Source organism: Desulfofundulus thermosubterraneus DSM 16057, assembly GCF_900142025.1.
In the GTDB taxonomy this organism is placed as follows: domain Bacteria; phylum Bacillota; class Desulfotomaculia; order Desulfotomaculales; family Desulfovirgulaceae; genus Desulfofundulus; species Desulfofundulus thermosubterraneus.
In genome coordinates this window covers 1-20,814 of record NZ_FQZM01000053.1, presented here as the reverse complement: position 1 = coordinate 20,814, position 20,814 = coordinate 1, and the positions used below count along the sequence as shown (strand labels likewise).

At 55.5% G+C, this 20,814-nt stretch carries 20 protein-coding genes and 1 pseudogene; 2 read left to right on the top strand and 19 right to left on the bottom strand.

All coding sequences use genetic code 11. The features are described 5' to 3' along the window. The 7 genes and pseudogenes from BUA65_RS15835 to BUA65_RS15810 all read right to left on the bottom strand — a co-directional run. Positions 1-572, bottom strand: a 572-nt coding sequence (locus BUA65_RS15835; RefSeq protein WP_165613283.1) for a S8 family serine peptidase, incomplete at its 3' end; no start/stop codon positions are given. A gap of 27 nt (positions 573-599) precedes the next feature. Then, positions 600-725 (bottom strand): annotated as a pseudogene (locus tag BUA65_RS19380) (hypothetical protein); the annotation flags it as partial. A 24-nt stretch (positions 726-749) separates the two neighbouring features. Continuing rightward, positions 750-1,010 carry a hypothetical protein gene (locus tag BUA65_RS15830; protein ID WP_072871110.1) on the bottom strand — a complete coding sequence of 87 codons (261 nt, stop codon included), beginning with the start codon at positions 1,008-1,010 and terminating at the stop codon, positions 750-752. 582 nt (positions 1,011-1,592) lie between these two features. After that, the gene (locus BUA65_RS15825; RefSeq protein ID WP_072871108.1) at positions 1,593-2,264 is read right to left on the bottom strand and encodes an ABC transporter permease; all 672 of its coding nucleotides are present in this window, start codon (positions 2,262-2,264) and stop codon (positions 1,593-1,595) included. Then, positions 2,257-3,180 carry an ABC transporter ATP-binding protein gene (locus BUA65_RS15820; protein ID WP_084062582.1) on the bottom strand — a complete coding sequence of 308 codons (924 nt, stop codon included), beginning with the start codon at positions 3,178-3,180 and terminating at the stop codon, positions 2,257-2,259. Before BUA65_RS15820 ends, BUA65_RS15825 begins: the two co-directional genes overlap by 8 nt. Then, positions 3,167-3,586: a GntR family transcriptional regulator gene (locus tag BUA65_RS15815; protein WP_072871107.1), complete on the bottom strand. Its 420-nt coding sequence runs from the start codon at positions 3,584-3,586 to the stop codon at positions 3,167-3,169. Before BUA65_RS15815 ends, BUA65_RS15820 begins: the two co-directional genes overlap by 14 nt. A gap of 254 nt (positions 3,587-3,840) precedes the next feature. After that, positions 3,841-4,413 (bottom strand): PH domain-containing protein, encoded by a 573-nt coding sequence (locus tag BUA65_RS15810; RefSeq protein WP_165613282.1) that lies wholly within the window; start codon positions 4,411-4,413, stop codon positions 3,841-3,843. A 323-nt stretch (positions 4,414-4,736) separates the two neighbouring features. Between BUA65_RS15810 and BUA65_RS15805 the strand changes: the two genes are divergently transcribed. Then, positions 4,737-6,371 (top strand): alkaline phosphatase, encoded by a 1,635-nt coding sequence (locus tag BUA65_RS15805; RefSeq protein WP_072871104.1) that lies wholly within the window; start codon positions 4,737-4,739, stop codon positions 6,369-6,371. Positions 6,372-6,495: 124 nt separating this feature from the next. Here the strand turns inward: BUA65_RS15805 and BUA65_RS18420 are convergent, their stop codons facing one another. Both BUA65_RS18420 and BUA65_RS15800 read right to left on the bottom strand, forming a co-directional pair. Next, positions 6,496-6,672 (bottom strand): hypothetical protein, encoded by a 177-nt coding sequence (locus tag BUA65_RS18420; RefSeq protein ID WP_165613281.1) that lies wholly within the window; start codon positions 6,670-6,672, stop codon positions 6,496-6,498. Between the two features lie 40 nt (positions 6,673-6,712). After that, positions 6,713-8,329, bottom strand: coding sequence for a phytoene desaturase family protein (locus BUA65_RS15800; RefSeq protein WP_278246293.1), 1,617 nt, complete (start codon positions 8,327-8,329; stop codon positions 6,713-6,715). On the opposite strand from BUA65_RS15800, the gene BUA65_RS18915 reads away from it, so the two are divergent. Continuing rightward, on the top strand, positions 8,295-8,438 hold the full coding sequence (locus tag BUA65_RS18915; protein ID WP_242656364.1) for a hypothetical protein: 144 nt from the start codon (positions 8,295-8,297) through the stop codon (positions 8,436-8,438). The two genes, BUA65_RS15800 and BUA65_RS18915, sit on opposite strands and share 35 nt — an antisense overlap. Positions 8,439-8,804: 366 nt before the next feature. On the opposite strand, the gene BUA65_RS15795 is transcribed toward BUA65_RS18915, so the two are convergent. The 10 genes from BUA65_RS15795 to BUA65_RS15750 all read right to left on the bottom strand — a co-directional run. Next, complete coding sequence (locus BUA65_RS15795; RefSeq protein WP_072871101.1) at positions 8,805-9,365, bottom strand: PadR family transcriptional regulator; 561 nt, start codon at positions 9,363-9,365, stop codon at positions 8,805-8,807. 385 nt (positions 9,366-9,750) lie between these two features. Then, positions 9,751-9,921: a hypothetical protein gene (locus BUA65_RS15790; RefSeq protein ID WP_207543917.1), complete on the bottom strand. Its 171-nt coding sequence runs from the start codon at positions 9,919-9,921 to the stop codon at positions 9,751-9,753. Positions 9,922-9,962: 41 nt separating this feature from the next. Continuing rightward, entirely contained in the window at positions 9,963-12,020 is a 2,058-nt protein-coding gene (locus BUA65_RS15785) for a TolB family protein (RefSeq protein ID WP_072871097.1), read from the bottom strand. Between the two features lie 69 nt (positions 12,021-12,089). Then, positions 12,090-12,254, bottom strand: coding sequence for a PH domain-containing protein (locus BUA65_RS15780; protein ID WP_278246292.1), 165 nt, complete (start codon positions 12,252-12,254; stop codon positions 12,090-12,092). Positions 12,255-12,284: 30 nt separating this feature from the next. Further along, positions 12,285-13,145, bottom strand: coding sequence for a metallophosphoesterase (locus tag BUA65_RS15775; protein ID WP_072871095.1), 861 nt, complete (start codon positions 13,143-13,145; stop codon positions 12,285-12,287). Between the two features lie 48 nt (positions 13,146-13,193). After that, positions 13,194-13,523 carry a hypothetical protein gene (locus BUA65_RS15770; protein ID WP_131821537.1) on the bottom strand — a complete coding sequence of 110 codons (330 nt, stop codon included), beginning with the start codon at positions 13,521-13,523 and terminating at the stop codon, positions 13,194-13,196. 492 nt (positions 13,524-14,015) lie between these two features. Next, on the bottom strand, positions 14,016-18,344 hold the full coding sequence (locus BUA65_RS15765) for a hypothetical protein (protein ID WP_072871092.1): 4,329 nt from the start codon (positions 18,342-18,344) through the stop codon (positions 14,016-14,018). A gap of 14 nt (positions 18,345-18,358) precedes the next feature. Further along, positions 18,359-19,180, bottom strand: coding sequence for a hypothetical protein (locus tag BUA65_RS15760; protein WP_072871091.1), 822 nt, complete (start codon positions 19,178-19,180; stop codon positions 18,359-18,361). A gap of 15 nt (positions 19,181-19,195) precedes the next feature. Then, entirely contained in the window at positions 19,196-20,530 is a 1,335-nt protein-coding gene (locus tag BUA65_RS15755; protein ID WP_242656362.1) for an ATP-binding protein, read from the bottom strand. Positions 20,531-20,559: 29 nt separating this feature from the next. After that, positions 20,560-20,814, bottom strand: a 255-nt coding sequence (locus BUA65_RS15750) for a transposase domain-containing protein (protein ID WP_131821536.1), incomplete at its 5' end; no start/stop codon positions are given.

The following is a 20,814-nucleotide window of genomic DNA, read 5'->3' as shown; positions in this document are numbered from 1 at the left end:
CCATCGCTGGCGGCCACGGCGATCACATGAGGCAGGGCCGCCGGGTAGGACACCGGACCGCCTTCATTGCCGGCGGCGGCCACCACCACCACACCGCGCTCCCAGGCATAGTCAACCGCATCGGCCAATGCCTGAGAGTACTGTGGACCGTCCAGGCTGAGGTTGATCACCTGTGCCCCGCAGTCAACGGCGTGGGCAATGGCCTGGCTCACCCAATAGATATTAGTTTCCCCCAGCCAGTTGAAGACCCTCAAGGGCAGTATCTGCACATTTTGCCGCCCGGCGGTACCGGCAATGCCGGTGGCGTTGCCGGTGGCGGCAGCGATAACACCGGCCACTTCCGTACCGTGCCCGTCCAGATCCAGCGGGTATGAATCGTTTAATACAAAATCCCAGGCTCCATCAAGCGAGATGCGCCCCTGCAGATCTTCGTGATAAAAATCGATGCCCGTGTCAACCACGGCCACAATCACCGGTTCCTGATTTGGCGCCAGCTTATCCCATGCCCCGGCGGCATTGATCGTGTGCAGCGCCCACTGGTCAAAAAACAGGGGATCGTTTGGGACGTACATCACATGCAGGGGATAATTGGGCTCCGCATACTCTACGCGCCCGCTCCGCTTTAATTCTGCAATGGCCTCCTCCCTGTCTTTTACCCGGAGCAGGGATAAATCCCCTTTTTCGTGGATTTTTTCGGCAGCACATTTTTTGAGAAGCGCCTCTTTGCTTTCTTTGTCCGATGACTTTTTCTATTTCACGATAATCTCCCGGCTGTAGTCCCGGGCGGGCATTTGTTTCTCCCGCTGGCGCCGTTCTTCAATCAACTGGCGGGCAGTTTCTTTTGAGGCGTAGGCATGGCCGGCTACCGAAAGCGCCTGCAGATTTCCGGGCAGGTAAGCCTGATCATTTTCCGCCGGCCGGGCCACTGCGCTGGGTACATGAATGGTTATGATTGCCAGAAAAATTAGCAAACCCGCCAACCACTGGTAATGAAACCTTTTCGGCGACAAAAAACATTCCTCCCCTGGTATATAGTTCCTAAACATTTTTCGATAACATGAGACCATATTCCTTAAATATTTCATGTAAAACTTCCGTGTGGCTGGGACAGGTGCTATGCGACAACAGGACCTTACCAGCTATTCCTTTCCTCCATTCACCATACAGCGAAAAGATAAAGCACCCTCGGAGGGATAAGCCCCGAGGGCTGACCACAAGCATAAGTTATCAATAAGTTAATAAGTTAAGTGCCTGGCACCACTGCCCTTGACCAAAAAGGATAAGCACACTGTTGTCATCGCAGTAACTGACCACGGTAACGGTGGAATCACCATCGGAGACCGGGAGACCAGCAAAAATTACGACGAGCTGCCCCTTTCCACATTCATCGAGCCTTTAAAGAGGGCAAAACTGACCGGTGAAGGCGTCGAGAAAAAATTAAACGCCGGCGCGCGCTGGGTCTATGCCACCGCTAAAGGGACCATCACGAGATTCCTCTCCCGTCAAACTAAACGCTCGTTTTGTAGCCGGACTTCGCCCGGTAGCACCCCAGGATTAGTTCGTCCATATTTCCTGCTTTCTTGTCCTGTGCTTTACCCCGAGTTAGTCAGGATATCCATTCTTTCGAACCGCCAGCGGCCAAGGCCGTAAAAAAGGCAGCCCGCTGTCAAGCTGAGCAACAGAGAAGCTAACGGGTGAGCCTGGATCAACTGCGGTAGATTTGTTTTTTGCAGTTCGATAAGAACGGCTACAGCCGCACCTATGAAAGAAGCCTCGATAAAGCGGGCATACCGTCGGTTACTGTTGCCGGTAAACAAATACACACATGCGCTGAGCAGAAAAACGGCAATCAGCCAGACCGACTCCAGCAAGTTGAGCGCCAGGAGGCCGGGGAACAAATGCGAAGTTTTCCAGGGAGGAAGGGTAAGAGCAAACAAAGAAGGTAATATCACCAGGAAAACGATGGGAATGCCCCCGGCCAGGACAATGCTGTGATAAACTTCCCGCCTGGAAACCGGCCGGGCCAGCAGAAACTCCATGGTACCATCCCTGAATTTCCCCACAAACAGTCCTCCGCCCCAAAAAATTGCCCAGAACATCCCGAACCACAGGAAATCCACGTGCTCCCAATGTACCGGTACCGGTTGACCGGGGACAATGAGGCATAAGGTAAAAATGAAGTTGCCTAACCAGAAGAGCAGTACCCCGTAGTACCACCAGCGCAACCGCCGTATCTCCCACCGCAAAAAAGGCCCGTTAATCATTTTCTCCCCCCTTCCAGGTAACTTCCTCGCCTCCTGCATACTCCACGAAAATGTCCTCCAGCGTCTGGTCCAGCACCTCAAAGGCTACGTCCTCGTAGCGGTTTAACCTGCCCAGCACCTCATCCAGGTGGCCGGACAGGGAAATCAACAGGTGCGAACCCTCCCGGGCAACCCGCCTTACACCCGGCCATCCGGGCAAATCCGCCGGAGGGGATCCGGGAAAGAGCACGCGCACCTTCTTTTCTTCGCCCAGCAACTGCTCCAGAGGCCGGGAGAGGATCAGTTTCCCGCGGAGGAGAAAACCCACCCGGTCGGCAATGCGCTCCACGTCCTGCAACTGGTGCGAGGAAATGACTATGGTGCGGTCTCCCCCGGCCATTTCTTCCACCAGCAGTTGCAGGACCTGGCGGCGGCGCAACGGGTCCAGGCCGGTGGCCGGTTCGTCCAGAAGCAGGAGTTCCGGCTCGGGACCGACAGCCAGCACCAGGGCCAGCAGGGTGAGCTTTCCCTTGGACAGCTCGCCGACGCGGGCATAGGGCGGTAATTCAAAAATTCGGCAGTAACGAGTTACCCTTTCCGTATTCCAGCGCGGGTAAAGGGACTTGCATAAGCAAAACAGTTCTTCCACCCGGACCCTCGGGTAAAAGCGCTGGGTTTCGGCCTGGTAGCTTACCCTCCGGCGTACGGCTACAGAGTCTTTCGCCGCATCCAGACCCAGTACCCGGATCTCGCCGGCGGTGGGCTGGAGCAGGTTCAAAAGCAGTTTGATGGTGGTGGTTTTTCCGGCCCCGTTAGGACCCAAAAGGGCAAACACGCTGCCCCGCGGCACTTCCAGGTCCAGACCGTCCACGGCCGGTTGCCCGCCAAAAATCTTGGTGAGACCGCGGGTGAGCACGGCCGGCTCACTCATCGTCATGCTCTATCTCCTCCTTTTGGGTATCTTTGCCCCCCATACCCGCTACCTTTTTCTTTACCGCGGCAAGCACTTCCGCGGGCGTGCAACGAAGCTGGTAGGCCTCCACAAACAATTTTTCCACCGCTTCGTTCAGCCGGCGCAGGCGCTCCCGGTCGGTCAGAGTGTGGGAGGAGGCGGCCACAAAGGTACCCCGGCCGCGCAGGGTGTAAATTATGCCTTCGTGCTCCAGCTCCTGGTAGGCCCGGGATACGGTGTTCGGGTTAATAGACAGCTGCAGGGCCAGCTCCCGCACGGAAGGCAATTGTTCCCCCGGCGCCAGGACACCGCTGGCCACGGCACGGCGGATCTGCTCCATTAACTGCACGTAGATTGGCACGCCCCGGCCGGGCTCCACACGAAACCACATTCTATATCCCCTACTGTACTTATGTACTGCTGTATTAATATTATAGTACAGTACCGCAGTTGATTATGTCAATAATTAAAATCATCATGGTAAAGGTATCTTCCTGAAAAAGCGTCAAGAAAACCCTGTCGAACATTATCGACAGGGCCGGTTTCCCCCAAAACTATCAGCCGGAATCTTCCCCAAAATTCCCGCGTCATCCTACAATCTCCCACTGCAGTCCGCACCGCGGGAAGCGTGCGAACAGCATACCACTAAGCCGCAGTGCCGCAAAGCCGGGCCCGCAGCGCCTCGCAGAACTTCTGCGGCTCTGCCGGGGAAAGAAAGTACGGTTCCCGGTCGGTCTCCAGCACCACCATCTCGCCATCCCAGGACGTGGCGTAAACCCTGATCCACCCCAGGCGCTCCACCCTGAACCGGCCGAAATAGCCGAAGAACCCCCGCAGCGGGTATGAACCTAGCCAAACAATATTAGGCGGGCCGGGAAACTGCCGCAGCGCAACTCTTCTCACCCGCGCGTAAGGCACGAGCACTGGGCGGGCGAAACGCCTGGCAATCCTTATCCCCTGCGCGTCCAGGATGTAAGCCGTAGGCGTAAAAGCGAAGAGAACGGCCACCAGCAACACTATCACCAGTACTACGCCGCCCAGGAAGGCCAGAAACCCCGGCAGTTCCGCCGGGTCGGATATGCCGACCGCTACACCCACCAGGGAAAGGACCCCGAGGGGAACGGTTAGCACTAACAGGGCAACTGTGGTCTCCGGGTCGGCAGGCGCCAGGGCGAATTTCTCCTCTGCCGCCATACACACTCGTTCAGGCTCGGTCAAGAGCATCCCCTCCTTGTCCACACGTACAGTTTACTGCCGGCTGGAATACCAAGTAAGAGCTGCTGAACCGCATCATGCCAAAACGTGCTGGCCCTTCCGGTAGTCCGGCCATCCGCAACCCCTTTACCCCCATCCCTGCCATCCCGGTAAACCTGCTTTCCCGTTGATCTAAAAAAGGAACTGTCGTTCAAGCCGGCCCGGCAAACTATTGGCATTTAACACCTGTTTAATAATATTTAACAAGCAGTTATCTGGTCATCAATTGAAGCTTAACATAAATCTGTTAAGATAACGCCAAAAATATTTTTCCCGGAGGTGTCGCTATGACCAAAACCATGAAGAGAATCCCGGCTATCCTCGTTATTGTTTTGCTCCTGTTGGTCAGCGTTTCTGTCCCCCTCGCCAGCGCGGCAAGTGCACCTGCCGTAAAGAATGTGATCCTCATGATCCCAGACGGTATGAGCGTCGGCGGGACAACTCTGGCCAGGTGGTATAAAGGCGGTACGCCCCTGGCCATGGACGAAATGGCCTGCGGCCTGGTGAGAACTTACTCCTCCGACGCAGCCATCGCTGACTCCGCACCTGCGGCAACGGCCTTCTCCACCGGCTTTAAGTCCCATACCGGCTACGTGGCGGTTTTGCCTGACGTGGCCGACATGCCGGGCCTTCAACCCATCGCCAGGGGCGATGAAAAGAAACCCGTGGCCACCATCCTCGAAGCAGCAAAACTGGCGGGAAAAGCCACGGGACTGGTGGTTACCTGTGAAATACCCCACGCCACCCCGGCAGCTTTCTCCGCCCATTACCCGGACCGGAACAACTATGATGATATCCTCGAACAACAAGTATATAGCGGTACAGATGTGGTACTGGGCGGCGGTTCCAAATACCTGACACCCGAGGCCAGAAAAGACAAGGAAGACTTAATTAAGGTAATCAAGGACCTGGGTTATGATTATGTAACCACGCCGGAAGCACTTCGTAAGTCCACTTCCAACAAGTTGTGGGGCATGTTTGCTCCTAAAGATCTAAGTTATGATTTTGACCGTGACCCGGCAAAACAGCCCAGCCTGGCGGAAATGACCAGCAAAGCCATTGAGGTGCTTTCTAAAGATAAGGACGGATTCTTCCTGATGGTGGAAGGGAGTAAAATAGACTGGGCCGCCCATGCCAATGACCCGGTGGGCGTAATCAGCGATATCCTGGCCTTTGACAACGCCGTAAAAGTGGCCCTGGACTTTGCCAAAAAGGATAAGCACACTGTTGTCATCGCAGTAACTGACCACGGTAACGGTGGAATCACCATCGGAGACCGGGAGACCAGCAAAAATTACGACGAGCTGCCCCTTTCCATATTCATCGAGCCTTTAAAAAGGGCAAAACTGACCGGTGAAGGCGTCGAGAAAAAATTAAACGCCGACAGGAGCAACATCAAAGAAGTAATGGCAACTTATTACGGCATCACCGACCTGACGAAGGACGAAATCAAAGCAATCAAAGAGGCCAAACCGGGCAAGTTGAATTATGTTGTGGGTCCAATGCTTAGCAAGCGGGCCCATATCGGGTGGACCACCAACGGCCACACCGGCGAAGATGTGGTTCTGTACGTGTACTCGCCGACCGGCGACCGGCCCACGGGAGTGATTGAAAACATAGATATAGCTAAGTACATGGAGAGAATACTGGGCCTTAACTTACAGGAAACCACCAAAAAGCTCTTCGTGCCGGCAGAAGCCGCTTTCCCGGCCAGGGGCGCCAGGGTGGAATGGGATGACAGTGATCCCAACAACCCCGTGTTTGTGGTTACCAGGGACAATGATAAATTAAAATTGCCGATAAACAAAAATCTTGCCGAAATCAACGGTAAGCTGGTTAAAATGAACGGCCTGACCGTTTATAATGGTGTGACCACCTTTGTACCACAGGAAGCACTTGATTTAATGAAGGCACTGCAATAACCCGGATTTACGGCAGTACATACCCGTTAAGCAGTCCGCGCATTGCCGCCCTCTTGCTTATAGCCCGTCCGCTCCGGACATGGGGCAGGCGGGCCACTTTTTAAAATGGTGGTGTTGCCGTCGATTACAAGGTAAACCTGGCTACCCGGGGCGGCGGCAGGAACTCCCAGGTGCCGGTAACGCCCGCGGCCAGGGCGCCCAGCTCCAGGTGCAGCATGGCGATGCCGCAGTCCAGGCGCTTGGGAATATTGTAGGTGTCGTGCAGGTTGTCCACGACCACCGTAATAGTGTTTTTCCCCACCTCGAACCGCCAGGGTTGCCCCCTCGTTTAAATTGCTAATTTACCTTTCCGGATAAACGGCGTCGGCAGCCAGGGTGCCAGAGATGACCACCGCCTCGATGCCCGCCCCCGGAAAAACGCCGGCGCCGGCCAGGTAGAGCCGCTCCACGGGGCTTTTGGCCGGCGGCCGCCACTGACCGGCGGCGGGGCCGTAGATGGCACCGCCCGTCGTCCAGGCATAGCGGGCGAACGTGGCCGGGCTGGCCTCCTCCCGGAAGACGATGTGCTCCCGCAGGCCGGGCAGCATCAGTTCCGCCAGGATGATCAACGCGTCGCCGAACTCTCTTTTGCGCCGGGCATAGTCGGGCATCCGGCGGTCCCAGGTTGTTGCCTTTGCTCGGGGAACCAGGGTCAGCAGGGTGATGGCGGCGTGTCCGGGTGGCGCCAGGCCGGGATCGACCCTGGAGGGGGTCATTATGCCAAGCCCCCGGCCGTCTTCGGTGTGAACCAGGGTGACCGGCTCCAGGTCCGGCACGAAGTCGACGCCCAGGAAGACCGCGAAAGCCGAGGTGGAAAATTCCAGGTCTTCAATGCGTCGCATAAAGTCGGGCGGCAGATGTTCCCGCCCCACCAGTTCCAGAAAGGTCTTGCGGACGTCGGCGTTGGAGATGACGGCCCCGGCACGGTGGACTTGTCCGCCGGCCAGGATTACGCCCGCGGCCCGGCCTCCTTCGATGAGGATGCGCTCTACGGGTGCGCGCAGGAGTACCCGGCCGCCGTGCGCCTCGATCAATTCCGCCAGCACGTCGGCAAGGGCCTGGGAGCCGCCCACAGGGTAGTAGCCGCCGTCGAAGTAGTAGCCGAAAAGGGGGGCCATCTGGGCGGCGGTGAGCGCTTCCGGCCGGTCGCTCAGGTAGCCCGTCAGGAGGAGCAGGAACCGTTTCAGAGATGCATCCTGGAAAAACCGCTCCAGCATGACCGTGTAGGGAAGATCCATCCAGCGGAAGGTATACGGGTGGGTGCGCGGGTAGGCCAGCATCTCCCCCGGCGTGCGCGGCGGGCACGGCACACCGCCGGTGCGCTCCACGCCGGCGTAGAGGTCGCGGTATACGCCCTCCATCTCGGCGAAAAAGGCAGCTATAGCCTCCCGCTCCGCGGGAAAGCGCGCCTGCAGAGCCCTGACCAGTTCCTCTGCCGTGCCGGGCACCTTGAGCCGGATGCCGGGCAGCACGTATTCGTGGCCCACCCGCCGCCATTCCAGCCGGTCGCCGATTTCCAGCCGGCGCAAAAGATTGGTCACCGGGCCGCGCGGTCCCAGCCCGCTAACGTCGTGCACCCCCGCATCGAAAACGTAGCGCAGCCGCTCGCCGTCCCGCCGCACGTGCCGCTCCCACGAGGTGCAGAAGCCGCCCGGCCGGTGGTGCTGCTCCGCCACCAGCACTTTCAGGCCCCGCCGCGCCAGGAGGGCCGCCGCCGTAAGGCCGCCGATGCCTGCACCCACGACGATGACGTCGTGTTCGGCTTCACCGGCCGGCCGCGCGGGGCCGAAGACCGGGTCCGGCCACCGGTACGACTCGCGGGCGGCTATTTCCCGCGCCAGAATGCGCTTGGGGTACCAAGTGGGGAATAAAAGGGAAAAAGCGATGCCGGCCCCGATGGCGGCGTTGGGGACGACCACGGTAAGCCAGAGGCGGGCCTCCGGCCAGGCAAGCGCCAGCGCCCCCAGCGCGGCGTTGAAGGTAAAAATCGCGCCCCAGACTGCCGTAATCAGGGCGTTGGTGCGGTAAAAAAGGGGATGGCGCCAGTATTCGCGCGGCCAGTCCTCGCGGGCGTACTGGTAGGTGAAGGGCGAGCCGGCCAGAAGCGTCCCCCAGGCCATCAGCGCCAGGGCAGCGCCGGCCAGCACGGCACTGCAGGTCTTAAAAAGTGGGGAACCAAGGACGACGGTCACCGCAAAATGAGCGGCGAAAAAAGCAAGCGTCACCAGCTCCATCGTCTTGACCTGCCGCTGCCGGAAGCGATAGGCGTTTAAGACCAGCGCGGCGGCCAGGCCGGCCGTCACCGCCTCCGTCCAGAGGCCGTAGCCCAAGAGCGCCCAGTACAGGATCCAGGGGACAAAGCCGATGAAAATCCAGACCATGCCGGGTATTTTCTCACCCATGGGCCTTTCCCTCCTGCATGACCACGGCCAGGGCGGCGTCGCACCAATCGACGGCCATCCGGGCGAAGCGGCGGCCGAATTCCAGGGTAAGGGACCAGTAGCGGGCGTCCTCGCGGGCTCCGGTAAGGACCGCGTAGTGATGGATCAGCGGGGCAATCTCCTCTTCGTAGCGCCGCAGGAGGCCGGCGTAGTGCGCGCGCCACATTTTCAGGTGGGCGGCCAGGACCGCCGGGTCCGCCTGACGGCCGAAAAAAACCTTGACCAGCAGGGGATCGCGCGGCTGCGGTATCTCCGGCGGCGCGGCCAGCCAGCGCCGGAGTTCCTCCCGCCCGGCCTCGGTAACGCGGTACACCTTGCGGCTCGGTCTGCCTTCCTGGTGCTCGACGGTCACCGCAACCCAGCCGCGTTCCCGCATCTGGTTCAGGGTGCGGTAAATCTGGGGCAGGGTGGCGTTCCAGAAAAAATGGATCGATTGCTCGAAGGCGGCCTTGAGTTCGTACCCGGTAGCCGGGCGGTAGCTGAGAAGACCCAAAAGGGCGTGGGGTAAAGACATGGCCTTAACTCCTTATCAAAGGGGTTAAATATATAACTATGCATATATTATATCACGCAGGTAATCGCGGTCAAGTGCGGGGTGTGAAAGTGACGAGAAAAGAGGCCGGGTGGTATCACGATTTCTGCGCGACTCCAGGGAACTGCCGCAGCTTTTCTTAAACGTGATAAACCTCCCAAACCCCTTTCAGGCAACTCCCTTGACAGAATGTGATGTAAGGTTTATCCTTGATTGTAAATTTTCAATTTATTCGGGAAAAATTTTCACATTAAATTGGAGCAACCAACCGGTGGAACAAGGGAAATTCTCATTTTAAAAGCAAAGCCGGTGCTGGCAAAGTAGTATTCCAGGCTGAGCCTTTTGTACATATGAACCGCCTCCACACCTAAACTTCCAGCTCCTGGCTTGCCTGGTACACCACATCCTCGTCAATCTGCTTTTGTTTCCTGCCGTATGCGCAGATCAGGCAGCTGGTCACCAGATTGTTAACCAGCCGGGGCAATCCTTTGGTGATGGCGTAAATGGCCTCTAAGGCTTGCAGGGTATAGATCTCCACTTCTGTCAGCACCCTGCCCGCAAATTCCTTAAAAGCACGGGTTACAGAAAACGCAGCGAAGCGGCGAGATCCCGGATGTGTTTTACGTCCGCGTACAGGATAAAGTAGTGGTATTTCTCGCCCGTGATCACCACGGGCCGCGGGTAAGGCACCACGCAGCAGGCCCCGGCCCCCACGCCCAGCTCCGGCGAGGGGAAGACGAAATACCCCTCCCTGCCGTTGACCGTGATTTTTTCCAGCCGCGGCCTTCCGCCATAGGGCTTCAGCTTGTGGGAAGCCTCGTGCCGCGCCACCTCCTCGGGCGTCAAGCCCTCCCCGTTCATCGCACCCAGCGAGAAAAAGCCGTCGTCGCCGCCGCAGCTTGCCGGGATACCTGCAACGTCGCCGTAACCCGGGCGCGGCCGCCAGTGACGCGGGAATTCAAGGTACACTCCGTATGCCGGGTTCAGGTAAGGCACTTTTGTCCCAAAAACCGTTTCCTCGTCCAGGTAGCGAAAAATCTCCGTCCTGATCACCCTGCCGTTTAAATCAAGGAACCGGTCCGCAGGAGTGTTCGTTTCCGGATCGATGAAAACCCGCAACCTGAGGTAGAGCCCGGGCTTATCATCACCTTCAAGCTTATCCACCCGGAAATCCACTGCCGACTTCCCGCTCCGGTCAACGACGATCTTTGCCCAGGGGTACCTGGCCAGGAGCTTCTTCGCTTCCGGCGTGCCCTTTGCCGCATTGATGAGCGCGGCGTCGGCAACGCCCGGCCAGTAGGCGAAAAGCTCGTCCCAGGCCACGGCACCGTAATAGCCGAAGGTAAAGTCCCCGGTCAGGAGCCCGATACTCTCCACCACCTGCTCAAGGCCGCTACCGTCGGGTTGCACCAGCCACAGGCTGGCCTTGTTTTCACCGTCCAGACGTACGAAAAGTATGTACCGGCCGTCGGCCGAGAAAAACGGCCGCTCGTCGCGGTAGGCCGGGTCGTTCGTAAGCCGGCGCGGCTTCCCGCCGTCGGTGTCCACCGCCCAAAGCTTCCGGCCGCCCAAGAGCGAGCGTAGTTCGGCCTGTGTCTCTTCCCCCTTTCCCGCCGGTCCTGCGCTGTAAACCAGGAACTTCCCGTACGGGGAAAAGGCCGGATCAACCGCCGCCTGGTCGGTACCGGTCAGGTAGGCAAGCCCGCCGCTTCGAAAATCGTAGACAGCGAGGCGCTTGTTCGTCCAGGTGTCCCGGCCCGCGCCAATAACGAGGGCCAGCTTCCCCGGCGCAGCCGCAACAAAACCAGGCCGAACCAAAACGGCGCTCTCCCAATTCCAGCCCTTACCCACAACGGGAACGGGCTCCTCGCAGCCGTCGGCCGGAGCCAGGCCGAGAGGGAGGCCGTCAGCCTCGATGGAAGCCGAACAGGGCCCGCGCCAGAGAAGAACCATCTCCCCGTCGGGCGACCAACCCGCCAGCCGCGGCACCTCGCCCACCACGCCCATTTCCCGGTCGAAGCACAGGCGGGAGGTGTAGACCCGCACCACGGCGCCCGAGGCGGCATCCACCTTCCAGATCCCGGCCTGGCCCGCCCCACCCTCGCCAACCTTCAACCGCTCGAAGGCCACCCACTTACCGTCGGGCGACCAGGCGATACGCCTGAAGTCAAACCCGGCCTCCCGCTTCACCAGGACACGGGGCCTCTCCTTCGCCGGCTCGCCCGCACAAAGTTCCCCGCCTGCGGTGCAGGCAAAGACGTCCGCCGCCGGGGACCAGGCGAACTCGTCCACCCTTTGCACCACGCAGCGGGCCTCACCCCTACCGACCCCGACCAGCCACAGGTCTTCGCCATGGCGGAAAAGCAGCCACCTGCCCGTCGGCGACCAGGCGGGGCGGGAAATATTCTCCCCTGCGGCCAGTTGCCTCACCTTTCCGTCCGGTAAATCTTTAACCCAGAGCTTACCTTCGGCCACCCAGGCCACCCTGCCGGCGCCGGGTGGTTTGCCCGCACCGAGATCGGAAACCTTCCACCGCACTGCCAGGGCGCCTAGTACTGGTGCCCCGATGACCAAAATCAAAGCCGCCAGAAAGCCAAGCCTTTTCCAGATGCCTCGCATGACTTCTCCCTCACCCAATCACAAAGCGCCCTCTTCCAGGACTGCCAGCCGGTTGCAGGAACCTGACGGCGATTCCCGTCCTCTCAGTTACGCTTCACGCAACTCCTGTTGGGCCAGAACCATCCTGTTTACCGCTTCCACGAAGGCTTCCGGCTCCGCCGGGGACAGGAGATAAGGGTCTCCTCCGGTGGTCTGAACCCGCACCATCCGGTCCCAGCGGGTGGCGTAAACCCGCCGCCGCCGGGGTACGATGCCGGATGTGCCGGGAAAGCCGTACCCGCCTCAGTTCCCACTTCCGGAGCGCAGCGTCAGCAAGGTCACCTCCGGCGGGCAGAAGAGGCGCAGCGGCAGTACAGTAGTGCCCAGCCCGCGATTGGTATAGACCCGCGTAGAGCTTCCCGGCACCTCGCGCAGGCCGAGAGGGTATTCGCACCCGAGGGGCGGGCAGTACAGGGCACCAAACCCCGGCAGCCGGATCTGCCCGCCGTGGCTATGGCCGGAAAACTGAAATTGAATGCCTGCACTGGCTGCATGGGGCGCGAAGTCAGGGGTATGAACCAGGAGGATTTTGAAGTCCCCGGGCGGTATGGGAGCCATCGCTCTCGCCAGGTCGGGGTCGCCGGTCAGTGGATCTTCCAGGCCGATGAGCCAGAAATGCCGGCCGCCCTTCTCAACGCGGACACTCCGGTTGACCAGCACTTCCACCCCAGAGTCAGCAAGGGAGCGGGCTATCTTTTCTTTGCCGAAGTGGTGGTCGTGGTTGCCCATGACGGCATACACGCCCAAAGGCGCTTTAAGTCCTTGCAGCGGCAGGGTGTCCGCCAGAGCCGGGTCCGCCGAACGGTCCAAAAGGTCTCCTGTAAAAACAATCAGGTCAGGATGAAGGTAGGAGATGAGCCACGTCATATGCGCCACGGAATCCTCGCTGCGGAACCGGCCGAAGCCATAGTGCAAGTCGCTGATATGGACTATGATCAGCCCGTCAAGTTCCGCCGGGAGCCCCGGCAACGGCACCTCCACTCTTTCCACGACCACGCCGCCGGATCTCGCTGCCAGGCCGTAAAGCAGGAGCAGAACCAGGCCGGGAATGACCAGTTTCAGCACGCGCCGCGGAAAAAGACGGTGAATGACGTTTTCGAGCATCGTCACCTTTCCCTAAGACCCCCTACGCCCGCCGTAAACCTCCCTGGCCTATGGCCCCGACCCGATGCATACGACCCGCCACTCTGCAGGCGTCGGCGGGTTGAGCGGGGCCAGCATGACGAAATAGATGTTGCGACCACTCGACCGGGGGTGCGGCCGGGAGGTAAAAAGCCCCGGGTAGCGGGCCCAGGCCTCAACCTCATACTCGATGAGGACCACCCGGCCAACCCTCCGCACACCATAAAACCCGGTCGAAAGGAGGCGCAGATCGCGCAATTCCGGCTCCGGCATGGCCGTGAAGTCGCGCCAGGCCGGGTGAACCCACCTGACCGCACCCTTGAAGTCCTGCCGCTCCAGGGCCTCGAAGTACCCGCGCACCGCCTTTTCGGCGTCCTCCTGCCACCCCGCCTCGACGGAATCGGCGTCGCGCGCGTGGATGTTAAGCGGTTCCCTGCTGACCGCGGCCACCCTTAAGGTTCCGTCACCCGGCTCCCACACCAGCGTGAAAAATAGCGGGTCGCCGGGAACCATCCCGGCCCGGTAGACCTCCACCTACAGGCCACCCGCCCCGAAGCCGCCCTGCGACTCCACGGTAGCGAGCCGCCCCTGGACCTCGCCCTTTTGCAAACGCGGTGCAAACGGGAACGGGAAAAGCCTCTGCCGTATGCCGGAGGAGAAAGGCAACCGCAGCTGGCAAAAGACCCAGGCCGCCCGCCACCACCGTTACCGCCGCAAAGCGCCACCACACCACCGCGAAGGAGCACTCCCACGGCGAGGAAAAGCAGCCTTTTCCCTGGCCGCTCTCCGGCAGATGGCTTCTCTGCAGCAAGGAGGAAAACCTGGCTGCTCGTATACACCAGATTTCACATATTAAAGCTCTTCAGGAACGCTTGCTTTTGATGATAAGAATTTGATGTAGTCTGATAACTTCCTCAAAAACATTTTCTTGTTTTCCTCAGACAGCGCTTGAAATTTTGCCAGCAGGCCTTCTACTTCAAGTTCGTCAAGGCGCCTTTCGCAGGCTGCGAGTGCCTCGCGTACAATTTTGACTTGTTGGGCGGACAGCACCCGAGGCATTTTTTGCAAGCGGGTTTTGTATTCCATAGCTGTCGAGGCGTCAAATCCGGCTATTGCTTGCGGGTCAGGAACATTGTGCTGCATCCACTCCAATGCTGCCCGCTCCCTCTTGGCCCTAATCGTCTTTATGAGTCCATTGTAAACTAACTCATTATCCAGCGGCGGAGCATCATCAGAAAATTCGTTATCGTTTTCTTCTATACATCGTTTGCAGGCTGCTTCGAATTCTTCTTCGTTCAGGCTCTCGTCATCAAGTTGTCGGTAATGCCTTTCTACCAGATCGAGTTGCTTCTGAACCAGTTTTAAATCCTCAACATCTTTTTCTTGCCCTTCATAAATCAATATTAACGAAGCGACTTCACCTCGCCAGTAAGCTATATCGCTCAAGGAGGTAATATCCTTGATGTTATAAACATTAGCCGTTCTCTCCTGGTACTGCACAAGCTGTTCTTTGCAGGCCTTTTGGAAGTTTGCCAGTTTTCTAGCCGCAGCCTCCACATCACCCTGGGCAATATCCGTTCTCTTCTTTGCTTTTTTCAAACGCCCCGCAAATTCCTTGACCTGTTCAAGCCACGCGTTCAATACTGAAACTGGCGTAGAGCTGGTGATTTTATTATTCTGAACCATATTCTCAATGTCGGACGCTGTTCTTTTTACCTCCGTGATATCATGAACATGCTTTTCGACTTTACTTACGTGTGCCTCTAATTGCTTTTTTTCTTCATCAAGGCCAAGCTTTTCTAAATTGCTTCCAATATTTTTTAGCATATGGTGCTTGAACTTACTCAACTGCTCGATATCCACAACAGTCTGCCGGATCAACCACTTCGAGAAACGTTGCTGCGTTTGCAGGCGGGCATATGCTAGATGTTTTTCAACTGTTTCGACCTGTTCCTTCGTCCACTGCTTTCCTTCTCTAAGCATCCTATCAATTATGTCAGCTAATTCTGCAGCCCCCCAGGATAACCAATTAAAATTATCTTTTTCTATCCCTTTATTTAATACTTTCTCCAAAGCCTCATCGACCTCATGTTGCCATGCGTTCAGTTTCACCAAAGCATCATTTGCTTGATCATTTAAATGCTTATATTTGTAATAGAGCTGTTGCGGTACAGGAATGCGCTCATTTAATTCCATTGCCTTGTTTCGAAAATCGACCTTCCCAATTAACGTTGTTTCTAAGTCCCATTCATCGAGCAGGTTTTCCCACTCTGATAAACTATCCTTTGAAACTCGTACGACATCAGTAACCTCAAGAACCGACAAATCAAAAAAATTACCGGGAATCGCATCCTGCAACCAGTTCTCGAACTTAACCGCCTGATTGTTTTTCAGCAAGTTAAGTTCATTTTTCCGACGGCCTATGAAAAGTGCTAATATCATTCCGGCCGAAGCAATATTGCAACCGTAGGGAGGCGCGCACAGGAGCCGCATCGCCTCGCCCATGTTCATGGGCTTTTGAGTTTCAAAACCTTCTGTTCCCCCTAGCTGTGATTCCAGAAGCTCTATTATTTCACGTACCGCATTGTTCGACGGCTTCATTCTTATAGAACCGTCATCACTAATTACACCCCATGACTTGTCCAGTACTTCGTAAGCTCGATTCCGTTGCTGTACGCTGCGGGCGGATATCCAATCCCGATCAAGATTTCCCAGGAACAACTCCTTGGTGAACACCTGGCAGTCTTTTGCAGCGTTACCTCTGGCTGTATGGAAACCATCAAAGGGAAATGGTATCCGCTTGGGATAAATTACATCAAACAGCTGCGTCAGCATATTCTTAGTGCGCGACCTGGCAATCTGCTTATCGGTTGCAAAGACTATATGTCTTGCCCGTTCCAGCTCGGAAAATTGGTTCTGCATCTCCTGCACCAGGCTGTTCTTCCTATCAAGTATGAAATTGGCGTATTTTTGAGATTCTTCCTCACTCATCTGTTCCTGCAGAACCCAGTATTCGGCGATCTTATGTCCAAAGGTCCCGTCCGCATCATGGAGAAGTATCACAGCAACTGGCGCTCCTGTTCCCCAGTCGCGGTCATTCTTCTCCATGCTGGACTTCATCATCTTAAGGGCAATTTCCTTAACAGCATCAATATTGCTCTCAGGCCCCACATAACAGTAGATTAATTGCCCCTTCTCTTCATCGACCCCCCTTGCATCCCACCAGGTACGCAATGCATAATCAATCTGCCCTTCCAACATAGATACATTGGTAAAGTAAACTTTGAAATTCCACTCTCTTGTAGTAATATTATTTTGAGGCCCGAAATCGGTGTTATATGTTTCCAATTGTGTCCATTTTTTATAATTCTGCCAAAAGATATTTGCCCGCGTACGAGAATCAATTTCTGCAACCTTTGCCTCCAGCTGAGCGATAAACGCCCTTCTAGGAACAGCATCACCGGTAATCTCATACTGGTGGAGTAGCTCATTCCATTCCAGCACTGCATACTCGTACTCAAGTGAACGCACTGCATCCTTTACTGCGTCAGTTCCAATGCCGCTGAATATAGCTAGAACTTTCAGATACTCTTCTTTCGACTCGACCTTAACCCCGATTTTTGCTGATACCAGCACGGCTTTCAAAACCGTCTTTTCGTTCGTGGAAAGCTCATACTGATATCTTTGCAAAACACTCTCGTAGGCATGCGCGGTTGCTCCCTGTTGGCCGTATCGCTCCGAGGCAAGGAATTCGTTAATCATTGCCTCATTGCAGAGATCTACCGGCCTTATCGTTCTGCCTGGGGCAAACTCGCCATCCTGGAAAGAAGTATATACATCTGCAAGAAGAGAAAGCGCCGAGCGTTGTTGGAGGGACTTGCCTATTGATGAAAGCTTGTACAGTACCCAGGTTGAAAGGGGGTGGAGCGGCCAGCACCCTTTATAAATGATTCTCTCGAACCTGTTTATATTCATCCAGAGCGCATGGTTTTTTATATCGGGGAACCAGCGTTTCATGAACAATTGAATAGAAGCAGGAGGCTCGTCGATGCCTGCAACCTGGCGCTCAAGTTCTTCCAGGTTTTTCTTTTCCAGCAGATTTGCTATAAGGGTTTCCAAATTGATAGACAGTCTAACCTTGCGGACGGCATCATATCGAGTCACATAACGGTTCAGGTCTTCACGGCGTTCCGGCGCTACCCGGGAGATATATGCCTTTAACTCATTCTGGATGAAGCACAGCAAAAAAACCTTGTCGCCGTTAGCTTGCACGCACTCGAATAGCTGTTGAAGCGCCCCTGGACCGGCAATATGGGGCTTCTGAACGGCAAACTCCAGATAACGGCCGAACTCGTCAAAAATGATGAAAATGCCGGCAAAAGGCTTATCCGGACCGCAATAGGTTTCCTTGGCGATACGGATAAAGTCATGCAACGACTCCTGCCCAACCGCATGGATAGGTGAACCCATTTTTTGCTCATAAATAGCGCTGACCTTGCGAAAAGTTTCATCATCCTGGCATTTCAGGCGCTCGACAATCTCTTGAACGGAACAGGACTCTCCAAAATACTTCTCAAAATCATCTTTCAACGGGATAAAAAAAGATTCAGTGAAATTAATGGCCGATTTGAAGCGCGGGCGCAGATTCTCCAGAACAGTAGTATCCAGCCCATTTTGATTCAAGACAAGTAATACCTGCCTGATTATCTCACCACATAAATCAAAATCCTGCATGCCGTTAATGGCAACTACCAGGAAAGGCTGATTCGATTTTTGCAATATTTTGCGTACCCGATCACCGATGGCGGCATCAGCCATAGTTATATTATCAATGATTTTCCCGGCAACGCCAGATTTCGGGTTACTCAACAATAATGCGAGCGTTACAGCAAGGTGAGATTTCCCTGTCCCGTATCCGGCAATAGCCAGAGCAAACGGTTCGTCGGCAATTTTGCCGTTTATCCGTTCCAAAATGTCCAGAGCGAAGTTCGCAGTATCGACTAATTTGTAACTGCTGCCATCCAGGTCTTCCTCGGCAACACCATGATAATCTGGACCATGGAAAACATAATGCGCCGCGGCTTTTTCAGCCTGTAACCTGTCGTTTTCAAACCAGCTTATCTGGACTGCTCCGTTGAAAAGCAAATCTTTTCTGAAGGATACAATATCTGCAAGCTTCATCTATGGCCCCCCTGTTATGCCATATCATCATAGATATGCGGCCACACCTCATCCGCCATGGCTTTCTTTTCGATTATCCACGGCTGCATTTGTCGATCAATTGAAACGAAACCTTTCCGCTCCACTAACGAAAACACGTACTCAATATCGGACTGGTTCCAGAGACAAATGTCAAACCAGAACGTCTTACTGTTGAAATCAGAGAAGGTCACCTGCTCCTGCCTGGGAAAGAATGCCTCCATGAGGCACAATATATATGCAGAATATGGTATTGCGTAGGCATCGAAGATCGGAGCTTTCTTTCTCGTTACAATTTCCCCCTTTACGGTCAGCACCCCGGACCTTCCCAGTGCTGCATCTTCTGTGTACACCGATACCAGCGGTCCTGTTCTGTCATTGCCCGGGCCGCAGACACTTATCAGGTAATCCTCCAATTGCCGTTTGGTGAAGTTTGTTCCCAGAATGCTTCGCCCTTTCGCAAAAACCTCATGCCAGGTCTTCGCTCCGATATCGCTGCGGCACAAGTTCATGTGGGCTAACCACTGCACCATTTGTTCGCCTAAAAATTTATCTTCTAAATAAACGACTTTTCCAAAAGAGGTAAGCACCGGTTTCTTCACAGAACTAGCTTTATTGCTTGCGATTTCTATCAGCCCCATGCCCCTGGCATAATCGAGTATCGCCGGTACCTTACCGGTTGACTCACCCATCGGTATGCCTGTTTCTGAAGAGATCTCTTTGAAATTGCCTTGCTTGCCGAGAGCTGCATAATCAAGCAAGGCAGCAATCAAACGCCTTTCGGGAACAAAGGTTTTGTGAAAATTTACCGGTAACATTTCAAACGGTACCTCCTAAAACCTTTGTTCCAACGGCTTGATACGAATCTTAAACCATTTGCTGACTTCTAATTTACCGGTTGATTCGTTTAGAGCATACCCGAGCGAGTAACATTCACCCCGCTTCAGTGAAGACAAACGCTCAACCCACTCGTCGATTCGCCCATTGGTAGCATCCGCCAGTATCTGGGCGAATGATCTGACTTCCGTATCAGCCGGCTTGAAGAAAAGTTTGTGGCTGGCCTGGAAGAGCCTGTCTCTCTGATCTTTGTCAAGGTTGCTCAAGGTCTGGGTAGCGAGTATTAAAGAAATGCCAAACTTGCGCCCTTCGGTGAGGAACTGCCCCAAAGGGCTATCCAGGCGGTGATCCAAGTTCTGTATCTCATCGAGCACGATGACCTTTGGATTATCCTTATTTCCCCTTGCCCGGTAGTACCAATAAAGATCGATGAGGGAAAATTCCGTGATCAGCCTGGCCGTATCTTTCATGAAACCGGCCAACTGGATGATGTGGCACCTTGAGCCTGGATCTGTAAACAGTTTTTCCCAACTTTCAACGTCTTCCTCTCCAAATGGGTTCATGTCCACGAACGGTTGAATTTTGCTGATCACGGTAGCAGCAGAGTTGGCGGTAGGCCCCCCTGCATTGCGGATATCATCCAATTTATCCATTAACCTTTGCAGATTAAATCTGTTCCCTTCCCGGGCTACACCATCCCGAATGGCATTATAAAGGGCCGACTTCTGTTGATCACCCAATTGATAAACCTCCGCGAATACCCCGCTGACCCGTTGAGCAGTTGTTGCCGGATCCTCTTCCAGTTGCATATCGTCAATGAAATCGTACTGCCTGCGGAACGGATTGATCGCTAACGGCTCCCTGCGTATTACATGTTGCTTTGGATTTAACTTTTCAATGACTATTGGTTCCAATTGTTTGTTGGTGAATCCATTTGTATAGTCAACGATCAGGCTGTTTTGCCCTGCTTTGCCGAGTTCACACAATAAGGCCTGAATGGTGTAGGTCTTCCCCGTGCCGGAAGCCCCGAACAGAAGAATATGCCTGTTGGGCAGGTCTGGATGCCCGAATTCCCAGTAGACATCCCTGCCGCCGGCGGTACCGCTGCCCAGGAGAATTCGCTCTGGGATACGCCTTTTCACAAGAACAACAGAACTGTCGTCCCCCATTGGCTCCTCCTCGGTAGTGCCGGCACCCGTCATATCTTCAACTGATGTTCCTTCTCCGGCAGAAGGTTTTGTTACCTGCTCTGGCTGTTCCCGGCCGGATTCGGGTTCTTCAGGTACGCCGTCATCACCACCATCAATACGTAAGCGTAAAATAAACCCCACCTTGCAATCAGGTGGGGACATAATCTGGCTTATTTATTAGCCCTGCAGACAGGGGGCAGCGAATCGGACCAGGGGAGTAACTGATCCAGGGCGTTACTGTCTTTAGGGTTCAGGTTGGGAAGTTTTTCAAAAAGATAGCTGAGGTACTGGAAAGGATTCAACCCATTCTCCTTTGCCGTTTCTATGATGCTGTAAGTAATAGCGCTGGCCCGTGCACCCCGCGGAGTATTGGCAAACAACCAGTTCTTGCGGCCAATGACAAAGGGTTTGATCGACCGCTCACT

Bases quoted from the DNA above. Each gene is read 5' to 3' on its own strand.
- BUA65_RS15825 (WP_072871108.1), bottom strand. From the start codon at position 2,264: ATGATTAACGGGCCTTTTTTGCGGTGGGAGATACGGCGGTTGCGCTGG.
- BUA65_RS15820 (WP_084062582.1), bottom strand. From the start codon at position 3,180: ATGACGATGAGTGAGCCGGCCGTGCTCACCCGCGGTCTCACCAAGATT.
- BUA65_RS15815 (WP_072871107.1), bottom strand. From the start codon at position 3,586: ATGTGGTTTCGTGTGGAGCCCGGCCGGGGCGTGCCAATCTACGTGCAG.
- BUA65_RS15805 (WP_072871104.1), top strand. From the start codon at position 4,737: ATGACCAAAACCATGAAGAGAATCCCGGCTATCCTCGTTATTGTTTTG.
- BUA65_RS18915 (WP_242656364.1), top strand. From the start codon at position 8,295: ATGCCGGCCCCGATGGCGGCGTTGGGGACGACCACGGTAAGCCAGAGG.
- BUA65_RS15795 (WP_072871101.1), bottom strand. From the start codon at position 9,365: ATGTCTTTACCCCACGCCCTTTTGGGTCTTCTCAGCTACCGCCCGGCT.
- BUA65_RS15775 (WP_072871095.1), bottom strand. From the start codon at position 13,145: ATGCTCGAAAACGTCATTCACCGTCTTTTTCCGCGGCGCGTGCTGAAA.
- BUA65_RS15765 (WP_072871092.1), bottom strand. From the start codon at position 18,344: ATGAAGCTTGCAGATATTGTATCCTTCAGAAAAGATTTGCTTTTCAAC.
- BUA65_RS15760 (WP_072871091.1), bottom strand. From the start codon at position 19,180: ATGTTACCGGTAAATTTTCACAAAACCTTTGTTCCCGAAAGGCGTTTG.